Origin of the sequence: Rhodococcus sp. 05-339-2 (assembly GCF_002258965.1) — a bacterium.
Lineage (GTDB): Bacteria > Actinomycetota > Actinomycetes > Mycobacteriales > Mycobacteriaceae > Rhodococcoides.
The window spans coordinates 275,605-298,345 of sequence record NZ_NOYW01000016.1 but is presented as its reverse complement, the minus strand read 5'-3'; the positions used below and the strand labels follow the sequence as shown (position 1 = coordinate 298,345).

At 65.7% G+C, this 22,741-nt stretch carries 22 protein-coding genes; 11 read left to right on the top strand and 11 right to left on the bottom strand.

Going from position 1 to position 22,741, the window contains the following annotated elements; genetic code table 11:
• Nucleotides 1-30 precede the first annotated feature (30 nt).
• Nucleotides 31-900: a hypothetical protein gene (locus tag CH273_RS14975; protein WP_032396454.1), complete on the bottom strand. Its 870-nt coding sequence runs from the start codon at nt 898-900 to the stop codon at nt 31-33.
• 86 nt (nt 901-986) lie between these two features.
• Between CH273_RS14975 and CH273_RS14970 the strand changes: the two genes are divergently transcribed.
• Nucleotides 987-1,727 (top strand): lysophospholipid acyltransferase family protein, encoded by a 741-nt coding sequence (locus CH273_RS14970; RefSeq protein WP_032396453.1) that lies wholly within the window; start codon nt 987-989, stop codon nt 1,725-1,727.
• Between the two features lie 9 nt (nt 1,728-1,736).
• Complete coding sequence (locus CH273_RS14965) at nt 1,737-2,222, top strand: GNAT family N-acetyltransferase (protein WP_032396452.1); 486 nt, start codon at nt 1,737-1,739, stop codon at nt 2,220-2,222.
• Here CH273_RS14965 and CH273_RS14960 read toward each other — a convergent pair whose 3' ends face one another.
• Together CH273_RS14960 and CH273_RS14955 are read right to left on the bottom strand one after the other, a co-directional pair.
• Nucleotides 2,223-3,674, bottom strand: coding sequence for a sensor histidine kinase (locus CH273_RS14960; RefSeq protein ID WP_032396451.1), 1,452 nt, complete (start codon nt 3,672-3,674; stop codon nt 2,223-2,225).
• Complete coding sequence (locus CH273_RS14955) at nt 3,671-4,354, bottom strand: response regulator transcription factor (protein WP_230596886.1); 684 nt, start codon at nt 4,352-4,354, stop codon at nt 3,671-3,673. The genes CH273_RS14960 and CH273_RS14955 overlap by 4 nt, the downstream gene beginning before the upstream one ends.
• A 128-nt stretch (nt 4,355-4,482) precedes the next feature.
• Between CH273_RS14955 and CH273_RS28370 the strand changes: the two genes are divergently transcribed.
• On the top strand, nt 4,483-5,160 hold the full coding sequence (locus CH273_RS28370; protein ID WP_143546241.1) for a hypothetical protein: 678 nt from the start codon (nt 4,483-4,485) through the stop codon (nt 5,158-5,160).
• A 73-nt stretch (nt 5,161-5,233) separates the two neighbouring features.
• Here CH273_RS28370 and CH273_RS14945 read toward each other — a convergent pair whose 3' ends face one another.
• The 7 genes from CH273_RS14945 to CH273_RS14920 form a co-directional block, all read right to left on the bottom strand.
• Nucleotides 5,234-6,568: an HNH endonuclease signature motif containing protein gene (locus CH273_RS14945; protein ID WP_052049815.1), complete on the bottom strand. Its 1,335-nt coding sequence runs from the start codon at nt 6,566-6,568 to the stop codon at nt 5,234-5,236.
• A 107-nt stretch (nt 6,569-6,675) separates the two neighbouring features.
• On the bottom strand, nt 6,676-6,810 hold the full coding sequence (locus tag CH273_RS28195; RefSeq protein ID WP_256991315.1) for a hypothetical protein: 135 nt from the start codon (nt 6,808-6,810) through the stop codon (nt 6,676-6,678).
• Nucleotides 6,811-6,936: 126 nt separating this feature from the next.
• A complete protein-coding gene (locus tag CH273_RS14940) occupies nt 6,937-7,530 on the bottom strand; it encodes a DinB family protein (RefSeq protein ID WP_032396448.1) in 594 nt (197 codons plus the stop codon).
• 5 nt (nt 7,531-7,535) lie between these two features.
• Nucleotides 7,536-8,279 carry a CPBP family intramembrane glutamic endopeptidase gene (locus CH273_RS14935; RefSeq protein ID WP_032396447.1) on the bottom strand — a complete coding sequence of 248 codons (744 nt, stop codon included), beginning with the start codon at nt 8,277-8,279 and terminating at the stop codon, nt 7,536-7,538.
• A 19-nt stretch (nt 8,280-8,298) separates the two neighbouring features.
• On the bottom strand, nt 8,299-9,570 hold the full coding sequence (locus tag CH273_RS14930) for a YhgE/Pip domain-containing protein (protein ID WP_032396446.1): 1,272 nt from the start codon (nt 9,568-9,570) through the stop codon (nt 8,299-8,301).
• Between the two features lie 152 nt (nt 9,571-9,722).
• Nucleotides 9,723-10,235 carry a peptide-methionine (S)-S-oxide reductase MsrA gene (msrA, locus tag CH273_RS14925; protein ID WP_032396445.1) on the bottom strand — a complete coding sequence of 171 codons (513 nt, stop codon included), beginning with the start codon at nt 10,233-10,235 and terminating at the stop codon, nt 9,723-9,725.
• A gap of 57 nt (nt 10,236-10,292) precedes the next feature.
• Nucleotides 10,293-11,324 carry an NADP-dependent oxidoreductase gene (locus CH273_RS14920; protein WP_032396444.1) on the bottom strand — a complete coding sequence of 344 codons (1,032 nt, stop codon included), beginning with the start codon at nt 11,322-11,324 and terminating at the stop codon, nt 10,293-10,295.
• Between the two features lie 60 nt (nt 11,325-11,384).
• Here CH273_RS14920 and CH273_RS14915 point away from each other — a divergent pair, with 60 nt between their 5' ends.
• Nucleotides 11,385-12,221, top strand: coding sequence for a Cof-type HAD-IIB family hydrolase (locus CH273_RS14915; protein WP_032396443.1), 837 nt, complete (start codon nt 11,385-11,387; stop codon nt 12,219-12,221).
• Nucleotides 12,222-12,309: 88 nt separating this feature from the next.
• Here CH273_RS14915 and CH273_RS14910 read toward each other — a convergent pair whose 3' ends face one another.
• Entirely contained in the window at nt 12,310-14,481 is a 2,172-nt protein-coding gene (locus CH273_RS14910) for an N-acetylmuramoyl-L-alanine amidase (RefSeq protein ID WP_032396442.1), read from the bottom strand.
• Between the two features lie 182 nt (nt 14,482-14,663).
• Here CH273_RS14910 and cobM point away from each other — a divergent pair, with 182 nt between their 5' ends.
• From cobM to zomB, 7 genes are all read left to right on the top strand, one after another.
• Complete coding sequence (gene cobM / locus CH273_RS14905) at nt 14,664-15,407, top strand: precorrin-4 C(11)-methyltransferase (RefSeq protein WP_032396441.1); 744 nt, start codon at nt 14,664-14,666, stop codon at nt 15,405-15,407.
• Nucleotides 15,401-16,153, top strand: a complete 753-nt coding sequence (gene cobF, locus CH273_RS14900) for a precorrin-6A synthase (deacetylating) (RefSeq protein ID WP_218829581.1) — start codon at nt 15,401-15,403, stop codon at nt 16,151-16,153. The genes cobM and cobF overlap by 7 nt, the downstream gene beginning before the upstream one ends.
• 67 nt (nt 16,154-16,220) lie before the next feature.
• A complete protein-coding gene (gene glf, locus CH273_RS14895; RefSeq protein WP_179275487.1) occupies nt 16,221-17,450 on the top strand; it encodes a UDP-galactopyranose mutase in 1,230 nt (409 codons plus the stop codon).
• Entirely contained in the window at nt 17,447-19,354 is a 1,908-nt protein-coding gene (locus CH273_RS14890; protein WP_032396439.1) for a glycosyltransferase, read from the top strand. The genes glf and CH273_RS14890 overlap by 4 nt, the downstream gene beginning before the upstream one ends.
• A complete protein-coding gene (locus CH273_RS14885) occupies nt 19,332-19,868 on the top strand; it encodes a phosphatase PAP2 family protein (RefSeq protein ID WP_052049813.1) in 537 nt (178 codons plus the stop codon). Before CH273_RS14890 ends, CH273_RS14885 begins: the two co-directional genes overlap by 23 nt.
• Nucleotides 19,865-20,770 carry a decaprenyl-phosphate phosphoribosyltransferase gene (locus CH273_RS14880; protein ID WP_032396438.1) on the top strand — a complete coding sequence of 302 codons (906 nt, stop codon included), beginning with the start codon at nt 19,865-19,867 and terminating at the stop codon, nt 20,768-20,770. The genes CH273_RS14885 and CH273_RS14880 overlap by 4 nt, the downstream gene beginning before the upstream one ends.
• Nucleotides 20,748-22,613: a flagellar motor control protein ZomB gene (gene zomB / locus CH273_RS14875; RefSeq protein ID WP_032396437.1), complete on the top strand. Its 1,866-nt coding sequence runs from the start codon at nt 20,748-20,750 to the stop codon at nt 22,611-22,613. Before CH273_RS14880 ends, zomB begins: the two co-directional genes overlap by 23 nt.
• The last annotated feature ends 128 nt before the right edge of the window (nt 22,614-22,741 follow it).

Here is a 22,741-nt window from a genome sequence, read left to right as displayed (position 1 = left end):
AGGCTCCACTCCTGCGCTAGTCCGGTCGGCTCAGGCGATATCGCCGATGCAGTAGCCCTCGCCGCCGATGGCCAGTACGAACGTGCGGTTCTGGTACACCCCGGACGCGTCGATGATGTCTGCGTTGACCTGGGTGTAGATGCCGTTCTGCCCGGTGACGAACACGCTGTCGGGGTCGAACGAGGTGATGCCGGGCAGGATGTCGGGATTGTCCACCAGTGGCGGGGCAGTGGGAACGCCGGTCCCGAGCGCATCCCAGGTCCGACGGCCGTCGCACACGATCGGGTACGTCTCTTCCACATCGCCGAGGTTGACCGGAGTCCCGGCGAGACGTCCCAGGTAGCGATCGACGGTGTAGACCGCGTCTGCCGCGTCGAACACGGGGGCGGTGCCGGTGGGGTAGACGGTGGGGCACGCGTAGCCGGACGCGATCTCACTGCGCTTCACGCTGACCGTTGCGGTGGGCCCGGTCCAGGTGACCGCGTACTGGCCGTCGACGCCGGGGGCGGCAACGGCAGCGAGGATCGCTGCGGGGTCGACGTACATCGTCGGAATGTCGGTGGGCGGAACCGTCCAGCACCGCACCGTGACGACGCCGATTCCGCCGCCGGTGAGGTCGCCCACGAACGGACGCAGCGCCATCGCGGCGTCGGGGTTTCCGGGAACCTCGCCGACGGGTGGGCCGGGCGGGATCGGTGGGGGCGTCGCGGTGGTCGCGGAGGCTGTGGTCGGAGTTGTCGTCGACGCCGCTGTCTCGGTGGTGGTGCTCGAGGCTCCGGACTGTTCGGACGGCAGTCCGACTGCGGAATCACAGGCTCCCACCAGCGCGAGCGTTGCGATCAGAGGCAGCGCGGTTCGGACGACCCTGGTCCGCCGTGGTGGTGCCGCACTGTTCTTCACGTCGTCTCTCCCCCGTTGCTTTCGACCGGACCTGTCATCTCCCGGACCTTTTCTCCGACATCGTCCACCGACTACGCTAACGGACTGTGGAACCCGTCTATCGATCAGTCATCGGCATCGCTCGTGCAGTGTTCGCGTTCGAGGGCCTGAAATTCGACGTCGAGGGCGAGGAACACATCCCTGCCACCGGCGGAGCCGTCATCGCCGTCAACCACACCGGATACATGGACTTCACCTACGCCGGGCTACCGCCACGACGGGTCAAGCGCTACATCCGATTCATGGCGAAGAAGGAAGTCTTCGACAACAAGATCTCCGGCCCGATCATGCGTGCACTGCGGCACATCCCCGTCGATCGAGGGGCCGGTGCGGAGTCGTACAAGTCCGCGGTCCAGAGCCTACGCAACGGTGAACTCGTGGGCGTGTACCCGGAGGCGACCATCAGCCGCAGCTTCGAGATCAAGGAATTCAAGTCCGGCGCGGCGCGCATGGCCATCGAGGCAGGCGTGCCGATCATCCCGACGGTCATCTGGGGCGCGCAGCGCGTGTGGACCAAGGGATACCCGAAACGGTTGGGCCGCACCAACACTCCCATCTCGATCGCCGTCGGCGAACCGCTGCCGCCGGTCGGTCCACCGAACGAACTGACCGAGAAGCTGCGCACGGTGATGCAGAAGATGCTGCTCGAACTTCAGGAGAACTATCACCACGAGCCAGGGGCCTACTGGGTGCCTGCGCGATTGGGCGGCAGTGCACCGACCCTCGAAGAGGCAGACAAGCTCGATGCCCAGGACCTCGCGGCGCGTGCGGCCAAGCGGGCCGAGTAGAGCGACGCGATGAACCTCCGTGGTGAACGGGTCGTGTTGCGGCCCGTCACCACCGAGGATGTGCCGGAGCTACGCCGAATACTGCACACCCCCGAGGTGTACGCGCGATGGGGCGACGAGGACGCCGACGAGAACTGGCCGTTCGACAACCCCGACGAGAAGCGTCTGGTCGTCGAATTGGATGGCGCACCAGTGGGATTGATCCAGTACGGCGAAGAAACCGATCCGATGTACCGGCACGCGTCGATCGATATCTTCCTCGACCCGGCAGTGCACGGCCGCGGCGTCGGAAAGGACGCCGTGGGCACGCTGGTGCGGTACCTGACCGCCGAACTGGGGCATCATCGTGTGGTGATCGACCCCGCTGCCGACAACGCGGCAGCGATAGCCTGTTACAGCGCAGTCGGATTCGAGCCGGTCGGGATCATGCGTCGATACGAGAAGGGCCCGAGCGGGTGGCACGACAGCCTGTTGATGGACTTGATCGTCGAGTAGCTATCGGTGGTTCGCCGGAGTGGAGCCCGCGGAACGACCCGTAGGGCCAGGAAGTGTCAGTCGGAACCGCGCACCGGTAGGCCCTGCGACACAGACGAGTTCACCGCCATGAGCGCGCGCCAGCGTGCGCGCTATGGACAACCCGAGCCCGACGCCGCCGGAAGAACGGTCACGCGCAGCATTCAACCGAACGAGCCGCTCGAAGATCCGCTCACGATCGGCTTCGGCGACACCGGGACCGTCGTCGTCGACGGTGACGAACGCCTGTGAATCGGTTCCAGTCGTCACTCGGACGCTACCGCCCGGCGGCGTGAAGCGAGCGGCATTGTCGAGTACGTTCGACAGAACCTGCTCGATGCGGCCGACGTCCACCCTGACCGGCACCGGTTGCGAGGCGTCGACCTCGAACCGGACCTGCGGGGACAGCAGTGCAGCACGCTCGACGGTGCGTCGAACCACGTCGGCGAGATCCGCGTCGGACAACTCCAGCTCCGAAGTGTTCTCTGCACGAACGGAATCGAGCATGTCGCCCACCAGGCGCGAGGCCCTGGCGGACTCGCCGACCAGCAAGTCGCTCCACCTGCCGACCCGATCTGGGCGGAGCTCCGCGTCACGCTGCAACGACTGGGCCAGCGCCGAGATCCCGGCCACAGGTGTGCGCAGTTCGTGTGCCGCGTCGGCCAGGAATCGGCGCATGTCCTCCTCTGCCCGACGCGCCGACTGGGCTGCCGCAGCTTCCTTGCGCTCGGCATCCTCGAGGGCGTCGAGCATCTCGTCGACGGCCGATGCGGTGCGGCCCAGGTCGGTCTTCGGCTTGGACGGCAGTAGCCGTCGCCCTCTGTCGCCGTTGGTGATTCGGCGTGCGACCGACGTCATCGAGTCCAGGGGGGACAAGGCGCGCCTGACCGCGTAGATCAATGCGGCGGCGGCCAGTAGCAGAGTGACTGCACCGGCACCCACCATGAGAATGCGCAATTGTCGGCGCACATCTGCGATCGCGGTGGTGTCGCCGAGCAGTGACAGCGTCGATCCATCGGGCAGGGGCTCGGTGATCTCCAACGAATCCGACGGCGGGGCAGGAGGATCGGGTGGACCGGGAGGGCTGGGAGCCTTCGACTGGCCGGCGGGCGGAGCCGGGGTCGCGGGCCTGATATCCGGGCCGGGCGGTCCGCTGCCGGGTACGCCGTATACCGTGCCGTCCGCGGCGGTGACGCGAACCCGGATGGCGTCGCCCTGCAACGCCTGCACCAGATCGCCGGGCCCGACGCCGCTGTCCACCAGTTCGACCGCACGGGATGCCCTGTCGGTCAGCCGAGCCTCCAGATCACGCCGAAGCTGTTGGCCGAGAACGACATCCACCGACGACCCGACGATCACCAGCAATATTGCGAACAGCACGACGACGGTGGCGACCACGCGGGTACGCAACGAGGGCGTGGGTGTGCGGTTCACTGCGGGGCCCGCAGAGCGTAACCGAGGCCCCGGACGGTATGGATCAACCGCGGCCCATGGGCTTCCATCTTGCGACGCAACGCACTGATGTGCACCTCCACCAGGTTGCCGTCGTACGCGCCGTAGCCCCAGACCGATTCGAGGATGGACGTTTTGGACACCGTGCGTCCGCGCTGCGCGACGAGGAAGGTCGCCAACCGGAGCTCGGTGGCCGTCAGGTCGAGGACGTGACCGGCGCGCGTGACGACCCCCGCGGATTCGTCCACCAATAGATCGCCCACTTGGATTGCGTCCGAGGATCTGCCGCGTCTACGCAGCACCGATCTCGCTCGCGCGACCACCTCGTCGAGCTGAAACGGCTTGACCACGTAGTCGTCTGCGCCGTCGCTCAATCCGCGCAGGCGGTCCTCCAGCTGATCCTTCGCGGTGACCATGATGATTCCTGCATCGCTGCTCTGGCGGACGACGTCGATCAACGCGAACCCGTCCCGCGCGCCGGGCAGCATGACGTCGAGAATCACGACATCGGGGCGAAAGCCTGCCATCGTGGTGTCGAAGTCGTCACCGTCGGGCAAGGACGCAGCGGTGAATCCCGCGTCCTCGAACGCGGCCACCAGCGCCTCTCGGATAGGTAGCGAGTCCTCCACCACCAGCACCCGGGGAGCGGAACTGTATGTCATGCCTCGATTGTCACCCACCAGCTGAAGTGATCCTGAAGATGCGGCCGGCTTCAGGGTGACTTCAGCTAGCGGCGGCAGGGTCGATGACAGACCGAAACGAACGACAAAGACTCGAACAAGGAGTGAACGTGAACGATCAGACTCAACCGATCCCCGCCGCATCGAACCCGGAGCCAGTCCCCGGGAACGCGGTTCGAGAGACCCAACCGAAGCGGTGGAAGGGACGGGTGCCGATGGTGGCGACGGCCGCAGCGGGACTCGCAGTAGGAGCGCTGGTGGCGTCGGCAGTCTTCGCTGCCACCGGTCCGGACGTCTCACCCGGAGTCTCCACGGTGGCGTCGTCGTCGACCCTCGGACAGCGGACCGACGGCGGTGGCGGGTCGGATGTACCTGCGGTGCCGGCCGCACCGGATTCCGGTGACGGATCGACGGTGCCCGCCGTTCCGACACCACCAGGACCTGCGGACGGCGCAACTCCTGCGGCACCGGGGGACGGTGCCACTCCTCCGGCACCGGCGGACGGGGCAACTCCTCCGGCACCGGGGGACGGGGCAACTCCGCCTGCACCGCCCGCCGGGGGTCCGGGCAAGGGTGGGCCGGGTGGACCAGCTGAGGGTGGCCCGGGCAAGGGTGGACCTGCTCCTCTGTGCGCCCCGGCTGACGGTGCGACGCCGCCTGCCCCGGCTGACGGTGCGACGCCGCCTGCTCCGCCCACACCGGGTGCTGAGGGTGACGGTGTGACGCCGCCTGCTCCGGCAGATGGCGCGACTCCTCCCGCTCCGCCGGCAGCTCCCTCGGGTTCCTGAACCAACCTCTTCCAGCCCCGCACCGTGTTCTCGGTGCGGGGCTGGATTGTTTCTGCGGTTCGTGTGGGCAGGCTCAGGCGATGTGGGGGCCTGCTCGGGCGTGGGATGGTCTGGGTTGTCGGTGCGGGTCGACGGTGGCCGGTGGGATAAACCAGGGGTGGTTGTCGGTGCCGATGAACACTTCCCAGTTGGAGTGGTGGAGGAGTCGGTGGTGGAATCCGCACAGTAGGACGAGGTTGTTCATGTCGGTGGGTCCGCCGTCGCCCCAGTGCCGGATGTGGTGTCCTTCGGTCCAGGCGGCGGGTTTTCCGCAGCCGGGGAAAGCGCAACCGTGATCGCGGGCGATGAGGGCTTTGCGTTGTTTGGCGGTGACGGTGCGTGCGGTGCGGGCGAGGTTGATCGGTGAGCCGTGCTCGTCCATGACGATCGCAGTGAGGACGCAATCGCAGGCGAGTTGGCGGGAGGTGTTGCGGGAGAGTGGTCCCATCCACGGTAGCCATCCGACGGTGGTGCCGTCGCCGAACAGGTCCCTGTATGCGCCGCGATCCGTGGCAGGGTGGCCGTCGTCATCGGATTCGTCTGCAGCGCGGGTGTTCTCGTCGTCGGCGATGTCATCGACGTCAGCACTGTCGCGAAGGTCGGCGAGATCGCGCAGGCTGATGTGCAGGTTCAGGTGCGGCCTCTCGCCGCCTTCGATGGGTCGATCACAGGAGGCGAGGTACTGGTCGAGGATGTGTCCGAAGGCGTCGGCTCGTCGCTTGGCGGGGCTGCGGTCGTCTCCGGTTTTGGGTGTCTCGTCGCCGTCGGCAGCGGGGCGGGGTTCGGTCAGCGGTGAGAGTGCAGTGAGCAGCTTTTCTCCGGTGATCGCATCGAAGTCTCCCTTGAGTACGAGCCGGCCGTTGAGGGTCTTGGAGGCGAAGAATTCGTTGCGGTCGGTGTCCTCGGCGGGTGGTTTCTTGTTGCCGAAGCTGTCTTCGAGTCTGGTGATCGCTGCACGGATCCGGCCGGTGCGTGCGTCGGGCCCGGTCGCGGCGGCGATCAGAGCCTGACGCGCGACATCGCGCCCCTCGTCCGGCAGGTTCTCCGGTGGGGTTTCGGCGAAGGTGAGGATCAGGGCGGCGTGGTCGACGGACATGACGCCGGTGTTCACGGCGTCGGCGATGTCGGGGAAGTTCTTCAACCCGCGGGCGAGGGCGACGATCTTGGTGGCCTTACCCGCCGAGAGCAGGGTGGTGGAGGTCAGCCAGCCGGCGGGGCCGGGGAAGCCGAGCTTCTCCCGGCTCACGCGGGTGTCGATCTCGGCGACGAGGGCGATGCGTCGGGCTTCGAGCAGTTGGATCTGGTGGGAGACCGCGGCGGCGTCGGCGAGGAGTTCGGCCTCGCTCAGTTGCCAGATCGCTGTGGTCATGCCATGAAGTGTATCGAACAGGTATTCGATGCACAACCATAGTTCAATCGAAAACTACTGTGCTGCTTGACTATTCACTCTTTCAGATCTGTCGGTGGGGTGTGGTATCAAACCGCCACGCCGTCGTACGCGTGCGATCTGCCGCCCTTGCGGCTTACCCGTACGTCCTCGGGCAGTCGATCACCGACGCCTGAGTCGTCGAACGGTCCGCTCCAGATGTCGGACTCTGCCGCATCACGCACCACCCATCTATGGACGGGGAGCCGCCGGCAGAAGATGTCCGCGTCGATTCCTCTGTACGACTGGAATCCGCGGGTGCGTATCTCGAACGAACTGGTTTTCAGTCCGTCATGTCTTCGGATGAACTATCAATCAGCTTCTCTGGCAACACGTTCCAGTTCATCTCGATAGGCCGCCCACCATGCTGCGTCACCGTCGACCATGTTTTCGTTCCCCAGTCGCAGCCCGACGGAATCGTCGATGAGCTCGCGCACGATGTCTGCGTGTCCGGCATGTCGATTCGTTTCGATGCACACATGCACCAGTACGCGGTGCAACGTGACTTCCTGCTTCTCGGCGGGCCAGTGCAGGACGCGTCCGACGGTGTCGAGGTCGTTCGATTCGATGGTCTTGTCGGCGTGAAGCCAGGCCTCGCGGTACAGGTCGACGATGAGCTCTGAGGGTTCATCGGCGGCGGCCCACATATCGGAGTTCGCTTGCGCGACAGCTGATTTTTCCAGTTCGGTGAATCGGGCCGGGAATTCTCGGCCGAAGGTGAGGCCGAAGTAGCCGTATTCGACGATCGCCAGGTGCTTGATCAGCCCCAGGAGATTCGTCCCAGTCGGCGTCATCGGCCGTCGTTTCTGGTACTCGGTGAGGCCGTCGAGCTTCCACAGCATGTTCTCGCGGGCGATCCGCAGGTACTGGTGCAGCTCGTCTTTCATGCTGGTCGGCTCGCCCATGCTCGTCAGCTCACCGACGCGTGCCAGACCAGAGCGGCAGCCAGCGCGCCGAGTCCGTTCAACGACCAGTGCAGGGCGATAGGGGCGATCAAACTTCCGCTACGGCTGCGCAGCCACGTGAACACCACACCCGCCGCCGCAGTGGCCACCACGGCCAGCGCTATACCGACGATCTGCCCGAACAGCCCGCCGCCGAGAAACCCGCTCAGCCCCACGTTGCCCGCCGTCAGCCCGAGCGACGACGCGATGTGCCACAGACCGAACAGTAGAGATCCTGCAGCGAACACGCCGCGAGCTCCGTAGATGCGTCCCAGCGTGCCGTGCAGAACCCCGCGGAATGCGAGTTCCTCCGGGATGACGGTCTGCAGCGGAATGACGATCATCGACGCGACGATGGCGGCGGATACGGTTGCGTATCGGTCGGCCATGAAGAACGGCCGAGTCAGCGGCAGCAACGCACCGATCGCGACGACGGTGAGGACGACCCCGACGGCTCCGAGTGCGTACAGAGATCCGGTCTTCCACTGCTTGGGAGACAGTCCCAGTTCGGCCCACCCCAGACCGCGACGGTTCGCCAGGACGACCAGCAGAACAGCGGCGATCGGAACCGTCGCGATGCTGGCCCACACCGTGGTGAAGTGCGCGATGAGGTTGGTGCCCACGAGTACGAGGACGACGATGGCGACGTCGAGGTAAGCGTGGAAGGCGCGTCGTGGTGCCACGCTCCCGGCCGTGTTCACAGCAAGCATTGGAGCGAGTGTACTGGCGTCAGCTGAGAGCGCCCGGTGAATCGAGGCTCCGGTCGAGGCCTTTGCGGTCGTAGATGCGGGTGAACACCACGCCGAACACGAGCCCGATGAGCAGTCCGAGGGACGTCATCCCCACCGAGTGCAGCAGGCCTGCGTCGAGTGAGGCGTTGAAGTACAGGATCGAGCGGGTGCCGAGGAAGATCTGATGCATCGGCTCGAACTGCGCGAGCCAGGTGAAGAGCCGCGGGCTGGCTTCGAGGGGAATGGTGCCACCCGAGGACGGCAACGCCAGGATGATGAACACGATCAGATTGATCAGCAGTCCTGCCGTGCCGAATGCGGACATCACCGCCAATGCCGTGATGCCGACCGCCGTGATCGCGAACGCGCCGTACATCCACAGGGTCCAGGCGTGGGTGATCGGCATACCGAGCAGATGGCTGATCAGCAGGTAGAGGGCAGAGACGAGCAGGGCCAGGACGACCATCACGAGCCATTTCACGAGCAACGTCCGGAAGCGGTTGATCTGGGTCGGTCCGCGATGGATGTACTTGGGGCCGATCTCCGTCGGCGTGAATCCGAGCAGGCCGTCGACGAGTGCGCTGACGATGGTCGCACCCGTGAACCCCGCCAGGACGAGCAAGAGCGCGTAGTAGAAGGCGGACAGGCCACCGCCGGTGCCGTCGGGCAGAGGATCGTACTGGGCAACGATCACATCGATCGGCTGCGCGAGGGTGAGAGCACTTGCACCGGCGAGCTGAGTCTCGCCGAGCTGTTGGCGTACCTGTTCGGTGATCTGCTGTCCCACAGTTTCATTCACCGACTCGAACGCCGGTGTTGCGACACCGGTCACGAGTGACATTCCGAAACTGCCCGCACGCGGATTGGTGTAGACCGTGATGATCGGCTTCTCGACGTCCCCGGGAATCACGCTCGCCTGAGCGAGGATTCCCATTCGCTTGGTGAAATCGCTGGGAATGACGATGGAACCGTAGGCCTCGGCCGTCGACAGCAGCGATTGTGCCTGCGCCGGGCCGACTTCCATGAAATCGACCTTGTTCGGATCGACGTTCTGTAGCAGACCCTCGACGATGTCGTTGCCTATGTTGCGTTGCTCGCCCGCGAAGGTGTCGCCCTCGTCCTGGTTGACGATTGCGATGGGTAGGTCGTGCAGATTGCCCCTGGGGTCGAGCACGCCGCCCAGATACAGCGCGGCGAGAAACGACATCAGGGTCGAGACCACCAGGATGGGCGCGAGCCAGAAACGCGGCGAACGAAGGACGTCGGCCATCGACCGAGGGGTTCTATCGGAGGTCACCGGATCAGTGTCGCAAGTTCGGCTCCCGTGTGCGCAGTAGTTCGACCCTTGCTACGAGACCGGGATGGAGCCTGCGGGACGACCGCAGGCCCCGCCCGCGCACTCGGGGCGCAGCCGCTGGACCGTCAGGCGTCGGCCCGACGCGGCAGCTTCCACTCCGGGCGGACCCAGTGGCAGGTGTAACCCTCGGGGTACTTCTGCAGGTAGTCCTGGTGCTCGGGCTCGGCTTCCCAGAAATCTCCGGCCGCGGTCACCTCGGTGACGACCTTGCCCGGCCACAGTCCCGACGCGTCGACGTCGGCAATGGTGTCCTCGGCGACGCGCTTCTGCTCGTCGGTGAGGTAGAAGATCGCCGAGCGGTAGCTGGCACCGATGTCGTTGCCCTGACGGTTCTTGGTGGTGGGGTCGTGGATCTGGAAGAAGAATTCGAGCAGATCGCGATACGTCGTCTGGGTGGGGTCGTAGACGACCTCCAGTCCCTCGGCGTGGTTGCCGTGGTTGCGGTAGGTCGCGTTGGGGACCTCGCCGCCGGTGTAGCCGACGCGGGTGGAGATCACGCCCGGGAGCTTGCGGACGAGCTCTTCGGCTCCCCAGAAGCATCCTCCGGCGAGAATGGCGGTTTCGGTGGCTGCAGACATCGTTGCTCTCCTAGCTCTTTATCGATCGATACGTGGGGTTCAACGAACGAGGCGTCCTCATAATTCCGAATCGTGGGTGCGTTCTCCGACCTCGAGGACCAGTTTGCCGGTGTTGGCTCCGTCGAACAGCAAGTTCAGTGTCGATCCGAAGGCGGGGACGCCGCCGATCTCGATCTGCTCCCGCGCCGTCATCTTGCCGCTGGTGAGCAGTTCGGACAGTGCGTCGATGCCCTCCTGGTAGCGATCGAGGTAGTCGAAGATGATGAAGCCCGTCATCGACGCCCGATTGATCAACAGGGACAGGTAGTGCGCCGGGCCGGGTTGCGGATCGGTGGCGTTGTAGCCGGAGATGGCTCCGCACAACACCACTCGCGCTCCCTTGCGAAGCCGTGAGAGGGCCGCGTCGAGGATCTCACCGCCGACGTTGTCGAAATACACGTCGATGCCCTCGGGTGCAGCCGCCTTCAGGCCCTTGTACACCGACTCGTTCTTGTAGTCGATCGCGGCGTCGAAACCCAGTTCCTCGGTGAGCCACGCGCACTTCTCGGGACCACCCGCAATGCCGATCACAGTGGCTCCCTTGGCTTTTGCGATCTGGCCCGCGATGCTGCCCACGGCGCCCGCGGCTCCGGAGATCACCACGGTGTCGCCCTCGGTGAGCTTGCCGACGTCCATCAGGCCGAAGTACGCCGTCAGTCCTGGGAAGCCGAGCGCTCCGAGCCACGTGGGTGACGGTGCGATGGATTCGTCGACCTTCTGCACCCCCGTGCCGTCCGACAGTGCGTGCTCGGTGACGCCGAACGAGCCCGAAACGATCTCTCCGACAGCATAATCGGGGTGGTGGGATTCCAGCACCCGTCCCACGGCGTGCGCCCGCATCACCTCGCCGATCCCGACGGGCGGTACGTACGAGCGCGCATCGTTGAGCCATCCCCGCATCGCCGGGTCGAGAGAGACGTAGTCGACGGTGACGACGAACTCGCCGTCGCCCGGCGTGGGAATCGGTTCCTCGGTGAGGTTCCACGTCGACTCGTCGGGACGTCCCACCGGGCGCTGAGCCAATCGGATCTGACGGTTCACAGATGTCATCTACCGTTCCTTCCACGTCGAAGACAGGTCACCTCGACACTAGGGCAGAATGACGTCACGATGACCAACGCGCCGAACACCACCCGCCTCGCCCCCCGTCTCGTCGCCAGCGACGTCGACGGCACTCTGCTCGACCAGCACGAGCGTGTCACCGAACGCACCAAGCGTGCCGTGTCGGCCGTCGTCGCCGACGGCGTGCCGTTCGTGCTGTCCACCGGCCGCCCGCCGCGGTGGATCCACCCCGTCGTCGATCAGTTGGGATACGCGCCGATGTCGGTGTGCGCCAACGGAGCGGTCATCTACGACGCCGCGAACGATCGCGTGCTCAGCGCCGAGACGCTCTCGGTGCAGACACTGCAGTGGCTGGCCGACGTCGCCTATCGCGCACTGCCGGGCTGCGGGCTGGCCGCGGAGCGGGTGGGCCGGACGGCACACGACTCGGCCACCCCGCAGTTCGTCAGCTCCCCGGGCTACGAGCACGCCTGGCTGAACCCGGACAACGTCGAGATGACCGAGGACGACGTGGTCGACGTTCCGGCCGTCAAGCTGCTGATTCGTCTTTCCGGCTCCACCAGCGGACACATGGCAGACATCCTGTCCCCGCTGATCTCCGGTCGCGCCGACCTGACGTTCTCCACCGACAACGGACTGATCGAGCTCTCGGCACCGGGAATCACCAAGGCGTCGGGTCTGGCCAAGGTCGCCGAGACCCTGTCGGTGGACGTGAAGGACATCGTGGCCTTCGGCGACATGCCCAACGACGTCCCGATGTTGACGATGGTGGGACTGGGTGTCGCGATGGGTAACGCGCATCCGGCTGCCGTCGCGGCGGCGAACGAGGTGACTGTCACCAACGCAGAAGACGGAGTGGCGCACGTCCTCGAACGTTGGTGGTGACGCGTCGCCACGCTGGGCACGAAGGTGTGGTACCGGAACGCGAAAGGGCCGAGTCACCGTGGTGACTCGGCCCTTTCGCTGGTGAATCTCAGCCTGCGGGTGCGGGCTCCGGTGCGGGAGCGGGCGCAGGAGCCGGTTCCACCGGTGCTGCAACGGGGTTCTGCATCTCCGCGTTGTAGGTGTCGTTGTACGTCTTGATCACCGTGGTCACAATTCCGGTGAGCTCGTTGAAGATCAGCGAGCCGTTCTCGAAGTCGGTCCGGAGGCCCTCCGGCACCCGGAACTCGTCGGTGAGCGGCAGACCGAGCACGCCGTCGACGCCACCCTGCTGCACGTACTGCTGGAAGATCTTGCCGATGACGGCCACGGCCTGGCCTGCCATGTTGGTGATGATCTCACCGTTGGCGAACTGCGCCTTCTCGCGGCCACCGCTGACCTGCACCAGACCGCTCACCGGTACGCCCAGCGCACCGGTTTCGCCACCCGAGGACAACCACTTCTGAGCGACGGGACTGGTCGACGCCAGACGCTGCAACTCGGCGACCAGGGCCGGGATGTTCTCGCCCAGAGTGGAACTGACGTCGGTGCCCGGACGGGACGGTGCCGCGTCGGTCACTGCGGTATCGGGAGCTGTGTCGGTCACGTCGGGCGAGACCGGAGTGGCATCTCCGCCGCCGCCGAGGTTCGCCGCAGCGATGTCGCGGATCTCTCCGAGCCGCGCGTATCCGGCGTCACCCGGGCATTCGGTGTTGCCGACGTCGCGGTGACCGAAGATCACCGGCAGGTCGATGCTCTTGCCCTTGCCGACGAACGTGAAATTCGTTCCCTCCGAGGTCATCGTGGTGGTGCCCTTGGGGTCGAGACCGGCCTTGCCGAGTCGCCATCCGAGGAACTTGCCGACCGAATCGATGGTCTCCTGCGAGGGATCCTCGTTGGAGTAGTCGCCCATCATGGCCACACCGACGGTGTTCTCGTTGAACCCGCCCGCGTGGGCACCCTGAACCGGCTTGTCCAGACCGCCCGCGCGGCCCTCGAAGATCTGACCGTACTTGTCGACGATGGCGTTGTAGCCGATGTCGCACCAGCCGAGCGTCTGCGCGTGGTACGCGTAGATGGCTCGGACGATTTCGGCCGATTCGGACTTGGAGTAGTCGTTGCTGCCTGCGGTGTGGTGCACGGTGGCACCACCGATGAAGTCGTCGATCGTCGGTGTGGCGCAACGGATCGACTCGTCGGCACCCCACTGAGCGCGGGTGATCACGTTCGGGCCTGCGTCACCGGCGACGGGAGTGGCGAGGTCGCTCAGTGCCGAGTCGGCGGGCGACGTGCCGGGGGTGATGAGTACCGCGCTGATGTCGTTCACGGCCGCGGCCAGCTGTTCGGCCGAGCTGTCGGACTCGGGTGCCGGGGCCGCGGGATCGGCCGGAGCCGGATCCTGTTGGCGCAGTGGCTTGCTCGATGACGCCGGGGTGTAGCCCAAGGGCTGTTCCGCGGCAGCGGGAACCTCGGCCGGAGCGCCGGGAGCAGGCAGTTCGACGACCGGAACCTCGGGAACCGGTGCAGTTGCGAAGCTTTCGGGAGCTGCACTGCTCGTCATCGGCGTCAGCAACACCTGCACGGCCTTGGTCAGTCCGACGAAGATCGGTTCGGTGCCCTGCTTTTCCGCAGCGGGAACGGCATCGCTCGCAGTGGTATCGACCGGCGCGGTTTGCAGCCACGGGCCCCAGGAGCCGTCCTCCAGTTGCCGGCGGATCTGAGCGGAAGCACCGTCGAGCTGCTCGGAGGTCAGGGCCACCATGCTGAACGGGGTGTCCTGCGTGATCTCCTTGACGGCGGCACCGAGTGGCGGACCGGTCGGATCGGCAGCTTCGGGGTTCACCGGTGCAGAGGCGTCCACCCGAGGAATCGGGGCCTGGGCGGTCGCGTTGCCCGGGGCCGGGGTGGTGAGACCCGGGATGTCGGGGATCTCGATCGGCGGTATCACGATGGAATCCGGCAGCGGCAGGTACTTCAGGTCGGAGAGCCGCAGATCGGGCAACGGCAGTCCGGTGAGCTCCTGCAGCGGAATCACGATGTCCGGTGCGGCGCTCAGCGCGGTCTCGACGATCTTGGTCGGCACAGTGACGGGGGTTGTCTCGTTGGCCGGTCGAACTCCGGTTGTCGTGCTGTCGGTGAGGCCTGCGACCGCGAAGGGGGTCGCGACGGCCAGTAGTGCGACAGCACCGAGAACGATCGACGGCTTCGTTCGACGGTTCGGCAAGGCGGTACTCCCTGGTTGTTGGTAGGTACGCGTCGTAGGATCTCTGATTACTGAACAACATGAATCACATCAGCAACATGAGTCCCATCAGACACAAGGCTAAACCTTAGCTTGACAGTTAGCCATCCCCGGGAAGTTCCGGTGGCGCGGCGCGTCGGGCGCGTCACCTACGCTTTCGAGCTGTGACTGTGCACTTCATCGGAGCCGGACCGGGCGCTGCCGACCTGCTCACGCTGCGGGCCGTCGAGTTCCTGCGATCGAGCCCGGTCTGCGTCTACGCCGGTACCTACATCGACGACGCGATCCTCGACCACTGCTCGGCAGGCACCCGCCTGGTCGACACCGCGAAGCTCGATCTCGACGCCATCACCGGTGAGCTGGTCGCCGCCCACGAACGCGGCGAGGACGTCGCTCGCCTGTGCTCGGGGGATCCGTCCCTCTATTCCGCCCTGGCCGAACAGTCCGCTCGACTCGACGCGGCAGGCGTGCCCTGGGACGTCACCCCTGGCGTTCCGGCCTACGCGGCCGCAGCCGCCGCACTGGGCGTCGAGCTGACGGTTCCCGAAGTGACGCAGTCGGTGGTGCTCACCCGCGCGCAGGCCCGCTCGACGGCGATGCCCGATACCGAGGCGCTGAAGAACTTCGCCGCCACCCGCGCGACCCTGGCGCTGCACCTCGCGATCACCCGCACGCGCATCCTGACCGAGGAACTGACGGAGTTCTACGGTCCGGAGTGCCCGGCCACCGTCGTCTTCCACGCCAGCAAGCCGGACGCGCTGATCCTGCGCGGCACTCTGGCCGATATCGCCGACCAGGTCGAGGCCGCCGACCTGCGGCAGGCGGCGGTGATTCTGGTGGGGCCTGCCCTGGCTCGACGTGTCGTCACCGAATCCCACCTGTACGACGCGTGCCGGGACCGATCGTGAGGATTCACCTGATCGGCATCGGCGGCGGCCACCCCGATCAGATCACCGTCCAGGCGATCCAGAAGCTGCGGGCGGTGGATGTGTTCGTCGTGGCCGACAAGGGCGCATCGGTCGGCGATCTCGGGGCGGCCAGGCAGGAAATACTCGAGCGTCACCATGGCGGCAGCTACCGGGTGATCGAGGTACCCGACCCGCCGCGGGACCGATCACCCCGGCAATACGAGACCGCGGTCCTCGATTGGCACGACGCCCGCGCCCGCGCCTACGCCGATGTGCTCGACGGCCTCGACCGAGGCACCGTCGTGGGGTTTCTCGTCTGGGGCGACCCCGCGCTCTACGACAGCACCATCCGCGTCGTCGAGCGGCTGGCCGCGTTGCGCGGCGACATCGAGTTCGATGTCACACCCGGTGTCTCCAGCGTGTCGATGCTGGCGGCGAGTCATCGCCTCGTTCTCAACCGCATCGGCGGACCGATCGTCATCACCACCGGCAGGAACTTGGCGAGCGACGTCGCCGCTGGCCTCGACAACCTCGTGGTCATGCTCGACGGCAACCTGGCCTGCAGCGTGCTGACCGGCGCAGGATGGAGCATCCACTGGGGTGCCAATCTGGGAACGGTGGACGAGAAGCTGGTGGCAGGTCCGCTCGACGACGTGCTCGGTGAGATCCGCAGCGCCCGCGAGCAGGTCAAGTCCCAGCACGGCTGGGTCATGGACACCTACCTGCTCCGACGTTCCGTTCGATGACACCGGGCCCGCCGATGGGCACCTGGCGGGGCAGAGCGGTCACGATCGTCGGATACCCTGGTTGCCCGTGACTGCTGTAAGCCCCGAGACCACCTCTTCCGACGCCTCCGTGACCGGCCGATACGACCTCATCGTCGTCGGATCCGGGTTCTTCGGACTGACCGTGGCGGAGCGGGCGGCATCCCAGTTGGGTAAGCGTGTCCTCGTGCTGGATCGGCGGCACCATCTGGGCGGCAACGCGTACTCCGAGGCCGAGCCCGAGACGGGTATCGAGATTCACAAGTACGGCGCCCATCTGTTTCACACCTCGAACAAGCGGGTCTGGGAGTACGTCAACAAGTTCACCGACTTCACCGGCTACCAGCACCGTGTCTTCGCTCTGCACAAGGGCCAGTCGTATCAGTTCCCGATGGGCCTCGGCCTGATCTCGCAGTTCTTCGGCAAGTACTTCTCGCCCGCCGAGGCGCGCGCCCTCATCGAAGAGCAGTCCAGCGAGTTCGACTCCAAGGACGCGCAGAACTTCGAGGAGAAGGCGATCTCGCTGATCGGTCGCCCGCTCTACGAGGCTTTCATCAAGGACTACACCGCCAAGCAGTGGCAGACCGATCCGAAGAACCTGCCCGCGGGCAACATCACCCGATTGCCGGTGCGGTACACGTTCGACAATCGCTACTTCAACGACGCCTACGAGGGCTTGCCGGTCGACGGCTACACCGCGTGGCTCGAGAAGATGGCCGCCGACGAGAAGATCGAGGTCCGGTTGAACACGGACTGGTTCGACGTCAAAGCCGAGCTCGTGGCCGAGAGCCCCGACGCCCCCATCGTCTACACCGGCCCACTGGACCGCTACTTCGACTACTCCGAGGGCGAACTAGGCTGGCGCACAATCGATTTCGAGACCGAGGTACTCCCGACGGGTGACTTCCAGGGCACCCCGGTGATGAACTACAACGACGGCGACGTGCCGTTCATTCGGATCCACGAGTTCCGGCACTTCCACCCCGAGCGCCAGTACCCGACCGACAAGACGGTCATCATGCGTGAGTTCTCCCGCTTCGCCAAGAGCGGCGACGAGCCGTACTACCCGATCAACACCCCCGACGACCGGCAGAAGCTCGAGGCCTACCGCGACCGCGCCAAGGCCGAAGCAGCGTCCAACAAAGTGCTGTTCGGTGGACGCCTCGGCACGTACCAGTACCTGGACATGCACATGGCCATCGCGAGCGCACTGAACATGTACGAGAACACCCTGGTTCCGCACTTCGAGACCGGTGCTCCTCTGGCAGGCGACAAGTGACCGCCAAGCACCTGCTCGAGGACGGCATCACCGACGCGGCGCCGGTTCTGGGTAAGTCGCTGTTGCAGCGCGTACTGCTTCCGCGTTCCGGTGAACCGCTCGACGTGCGCACGCTGTACCTCGAAGAAGCACTCACCAATGCCAAACGGGCACACTCGCTCTCGCGAACCTCGGTCACCATCGGTTCCGAGTCCGAGGTGTCGTTCTGCACCTACTTCAACGCATTCCCGGCGAGCTACTGGCGGCGCTACAGCGTCTTGAAGTCGGTGGTGCTCCGCGTCGAGGTCTCCGGCCACTGCCGAATCGACGTCTACCGGTCCAAGGCCGACGCGTCGCGCATCCACGTCGAGGGCCGCGAGGCGGTCGACGGAGATGCGGCGCAGGAATTTCTGATCGATCTCGGTCCGTTCGAGGACGGCGGTTGGATCTGGTTCGACATCACCTCCGACTCCGAGGTGGTGCTCGAGAGTGCGGGTTGGTACGCCCCGATCGAGGCTCCGGGGGAAGCGACCGTCGCGGTCGGCATCCCCACCTTCAATCGCCCGACCGACGCCGTCAAAGCCCTTGTCGCCCTTGGGTCGGACCCCCTGGTGCTGGACGTGATCCAGGCCGTGATCATGCCCGATCAGGGCACCCGCAAGGCGAAGGACGAGCCCGGATTCGACGAGGCCGCCGCGGCCCTCGGCGGCAGGCTCGCCATCCACGATCAGGCCAACCTCGGCGGGTCCGGCGGATACAGCCGCATCATGTACGAGGCGCTGAACAACACTGCCTGCCAACACATCCTGTTCATGGACGACGACATCGAGATCGAGCCCGACTCGATTCTGCGGGCGCTGGCCATGTCTCGGTTCGCCAAGGTCCCCACACTCGTCGGCGGCCAGATGCTCAACCTGCAGGCGCGCAGTCACCTGCACGTCATGGGCGAAGTGATCGATCGCAGCAACTTCATGTGGACCGGCGCACAGAACGTGGAGTACGACCACGACTTCTCCGAGGATCCACTGCGTACCAGCAAACTGCTGCACCGCCGCATCGACGTCGACTACAACGGCTGGTGGATGTGCATGATTCCGCGGGTCGTCGCCGAGGAACTCGGGCAGCCGCTGCCGCTGTTCATCAAGTGGGACGACGCCGAATACGGCTTGCGCGCACGCGAAGCCGGCTATCCGACGGTGACGCTGCCGGGTGCGGCGATCTGGCACATGGCGTGGAGCGACAAGGACGACGCCATCGACTGGCAGGCGTACTTCCATCTGCGCAACCGCCTGGTGGTCGCATCGCTGCACATGCCGGGCGACGGCAAGGGGCTGGTGCTCGACACGATCAAGGCCACGGTCAAGCATCTGCTGTGCCTCGAGTACTCGACCGTCGCGATCCAGAACCTGGCGATCCGCGACTTCCTCGCCGGCCCCGAGCACATCCTCGAGATCCTGCCCACCGCGCTGCCGACCGTGCACGCACTGCGCAAGGAGTTCCCCGACGCGGTCGTCGTCGGCAGCTCCACCGAACTGCCGCTCGCGTCCGGTGAGGAGGTGGGAGCCGTCGGGCTGCCGACCAACCCACTGGCCAAGATCGGCCGATTGGCAAAAGGGCTGCTGCACAACGCAAAGCCTGCGCACACCCAGCATCACGACCGCCCGCAGCTCAACGTCCCGACTCTCGACGCGCGCTGGTTCCTGCTGTCCCAGGTCGACGGCGTCACCGTCACCACCGCCGACGGCCGGGGCGTCGTGTACCGCAAGCGGGATCGTCAGCAGGCTGCGGCGCTGCTCAAGGAAGCCCTGACGCTGCGCAAGCAGTTGGCAGCCGAATTCCCCGCCCTCAAGGCTCGGTACCGCGATGCCGTGCCGCACCTGACCAGTAAGGAAACGTGGGAACGTGTCTTTCGTTACCAGGCGTAAGGGACAGACCGAGGCTCCGACGGAAGTCAGGATCCTCGAGAAGGTGCAGAGCACCGTCGGCAGTGCCCCCGGCGCGATCACCGTCGCCCGCGGCATGTCGCACTTCGGCGAACACGCACTCGGCTGGGTCGCGATCGCCGGTATCGGAGCTGCACTGGACCGGCCGCGTCGGCGTCAATGGGCCTCGGTGGCCGTCGGGGCAGTGGGTTCCCACGCCGCGTCGATCGTGATCAAGCGCATCGTGCGCCGGCCACGTCCTCACGACCCGGCCGTCCGCATCAACGTCTCGACGCCCAGCAAGCTGAGCTTTCCGTCCTCGCATGCGACATCGACCACAGCCGCCGCGGTTCTCCTCGGCCGGGTGACCGGGCTACCGTTACCGGCGGTCCTCGTCCCACCCATGCTGCTCTCGCGCTTGGTGCTCGGAGTCCATTACCCCACCGACGTGCTGGCAGGATCGGCGCTCGGCGCGTTGACGGCTGCGGCCGTCGTGAAGTTCGAAGGAGACAAATGAGCGAGGATGCCGCACCCGTAGGCGCACCGCCGAAGAACCTGGCGGACGGCATCGTCAAGGCGCTTCGTCCGCGTCAGTGGGTCAAGAACGTACTGGTGCTGGCCGCACCGCTGGCGGCGGGCTCGGTCACCGACCCCGACGTTCTGCTGTCCGTCGCGCTCGCGTTCGTCGTGTTCTGCTTCGCCGCGTCCGGGGTCTACCTGGTCAACGACGCCATGGACGTCGACGCCGACCGCGCCCACCCCACCAAGCGATTCCGACCGATCGCCGCGGGCGTACTGCCGGTCAACATCGCCTACGCGATGGCCGTTGTCTCGCTCGGTCTCGCCATCGGCCTCTCGTTCATCGCGAACTGGAAACTGGCGCTGGTCATCGGCGTCTACATCGCGATTCAGCTCGCGTACTGCTTCGGTCTCAAGCACCAGGCCGTGCTCGACATCTGCATCGTCTCCTCGGGCTTCCTGCTCCGTGCGATCGCCGGTGGCGTCGCCGCTTCGATCCCGCTGTCGCAGTGGTTCCTGCTGATCATGGCGTTCGGCTCGCTGTTCATGGCGGCAGGCAAGCGCTACGCGGAGCTGCAGTTGGCCGAACGCACCGGAGCGAAGATCCGCAAATCGCTCGAGAACTACACCACCACCTACCTGCGATTCGTCTGGACACTGTCCGCGACCGCCGTCGTCATCTGTTACGGCCTGTGGGCGTTCCAGGAAGACGCGGGCACGGGTGCCAACTGGTTCGCCATCTCGATGATTCCGTTTACTATCGCAATCCTGCGATACGCAGTGGATGTCGATGGCGGCGAGGCAGGCGAACCCGAAGAGATCGCGTTGGGAGACAGGGTTCTGCAGCTACTCGCCATAGCGTGGATCGGAGTGGTTGGTGTCGCTGTCTACCTCGCCTGACCAGCGAGACGCGCGAGAAGAGAACTCCGCTCGGGCATCGATCACCAGGCCCGTCTTCTGGATCGGGACCGTGGTCACCGGGGCGTTGTTCCTCTGGGGTGCGTGGGAGCGCCGCTGGATCGCCGACGACGGCCTGATCGTTCTGCGTACCGTCCGCAACCTGCTGGCAGGCAACGGACCGGTGTTCAACGCGGGCGAGCGCGTGGAGACCAACACCAGCACCATCTGGACCTACCTCGTGTACGCGGGCAGTTGGCTCAGCGAGGGTCGACTCGAGTACGTCGTCCTGACGATCGCACTGATCCTGTCCACGGCGGCCGTCGTTCTGGCGATGATGGGCACGTTCGCGTTGCGTGGTCGCACCGCGTCGCAGACTCTGTTCCTGCCTGCCGGAGTCCTGGTCTACATCGCGGTTCCGCCCGCCCGCGACTTCGCGACGTCCGGCCTCGAGACCTGCCTGGTCATCTTCTGGTTGGCGATGCTGTGGGTGCTGATGGTCCGGTGGGGTCAACGACGGTCGGGTGGCGTCGAGCTGCTGCTGCTGGCCTTCTTCGCCGGGCTCGGCCCGCTGGTGCGTCCGGAACTGTCCATCGTGGCGGTGCTGGCGTTGGCGATGATCTTCCTGGCTCCGCAGAGTTGGTTGTCCAGGCTGCGAGTGTTCGCTTTCGCCGGTGCGGTGCCGGTGCTCTATCAGATCTGGCGCATGGGCTACTACGGCCTGCCGTACCCCAACACCGCGGTGTCGAAGGATGCAGGCGGAGCCAAGTGGTCGCAGGGGTTCGAGTACCTGTCCAACCTCGTCGGCCCGTATCTGCTGTGGCTGCCACTGATACTGCTCGTCGTCGGTGCCGTGCTGTCGGCCTCGCGAGTGCGGTTGTCCCTGCCCCGTACCGTCGGCGGCTGGCTCGCCGCGCTGCGGACGCCGACCGCCGTGGTCGTCTTCGTGTTGATCAGTGGCCTTCTGTTGGCTTTGTATTCGATTCGCGTCGGCGGCGATTTCATGCACGGTCGGACATTGTTGCCGGCATTGTTCACGCTTTTGTTGCCGATTTCCGTGCTGCCGGTCGCTCTCCCGAAACGCTGGGCTGCAGACCGCGCCACAGCGGTTTTCGTCGCCGATCTGTTCGTCTGGGCCGGCATCGTGATCTGGGCCGTCGTGGCGGCCAACACGACTGGAATGCCGCAGGGCTCGATCGTCGGACGCAGTGGCATCGTCGACGAGCGGGCGTTCTACTCGCTCAACACCGGGCACGCTCATCCGATTCTGGCCTCGGACTACCTCGACTACCCGCGGATGCGAGGGATGGTCGAGGCGATCGAGGACACTCCCGACGGCGGATTGCTGTTGCCCTCGGCCCAGTTCACGTACTGGGATGTCGTTCCACCGCCGCTGCCGATCCCCGAGGGTGGATTCGGTCACACCGTCTTCTTCCTCAACCTCGGAATGACCAGCATGAACGTCGGCCTCGACGTGCGGGTCATCGACCAGATGGGGCTGGCATACCCGTTGGCATCGCACACCGAGCGGCTCGAGAACGGCCGGATCGGGCACGACAAGAATCTGTATCCGGACTGGGTGGTGGCCGATCTCGGACTCGTCGCCGTCCATCCGTACCTGCCCTGGTACATGGACGAGGACTGGGTCACCGAGGCACAGGTGGCGTTGACCTGCCCCGACACCCAGGAGCTGCTCACCTCCTACCGGGCCCCGCTGACGAAGGATCTGTTCGTTCGCAATTTCAAGCGTTCGCTCTTCTATGCCGGATATCGCTTCGATCGGGTGCCGAAATACGAAATACAACGATGTGATCTTCCGGCCCCGATATTGAAGGCGGACAATTAGGTGTCCGAACACGAAAAGGTCACCGGGTTGCGCCGAAATGGTCTCGACGCCAAGATGAGCTATCTCGATCCTGTAACGGTGGCCGCCCTCGGTGCGATAAGCGCTGAGGATGTGTGTGCGACCGACCC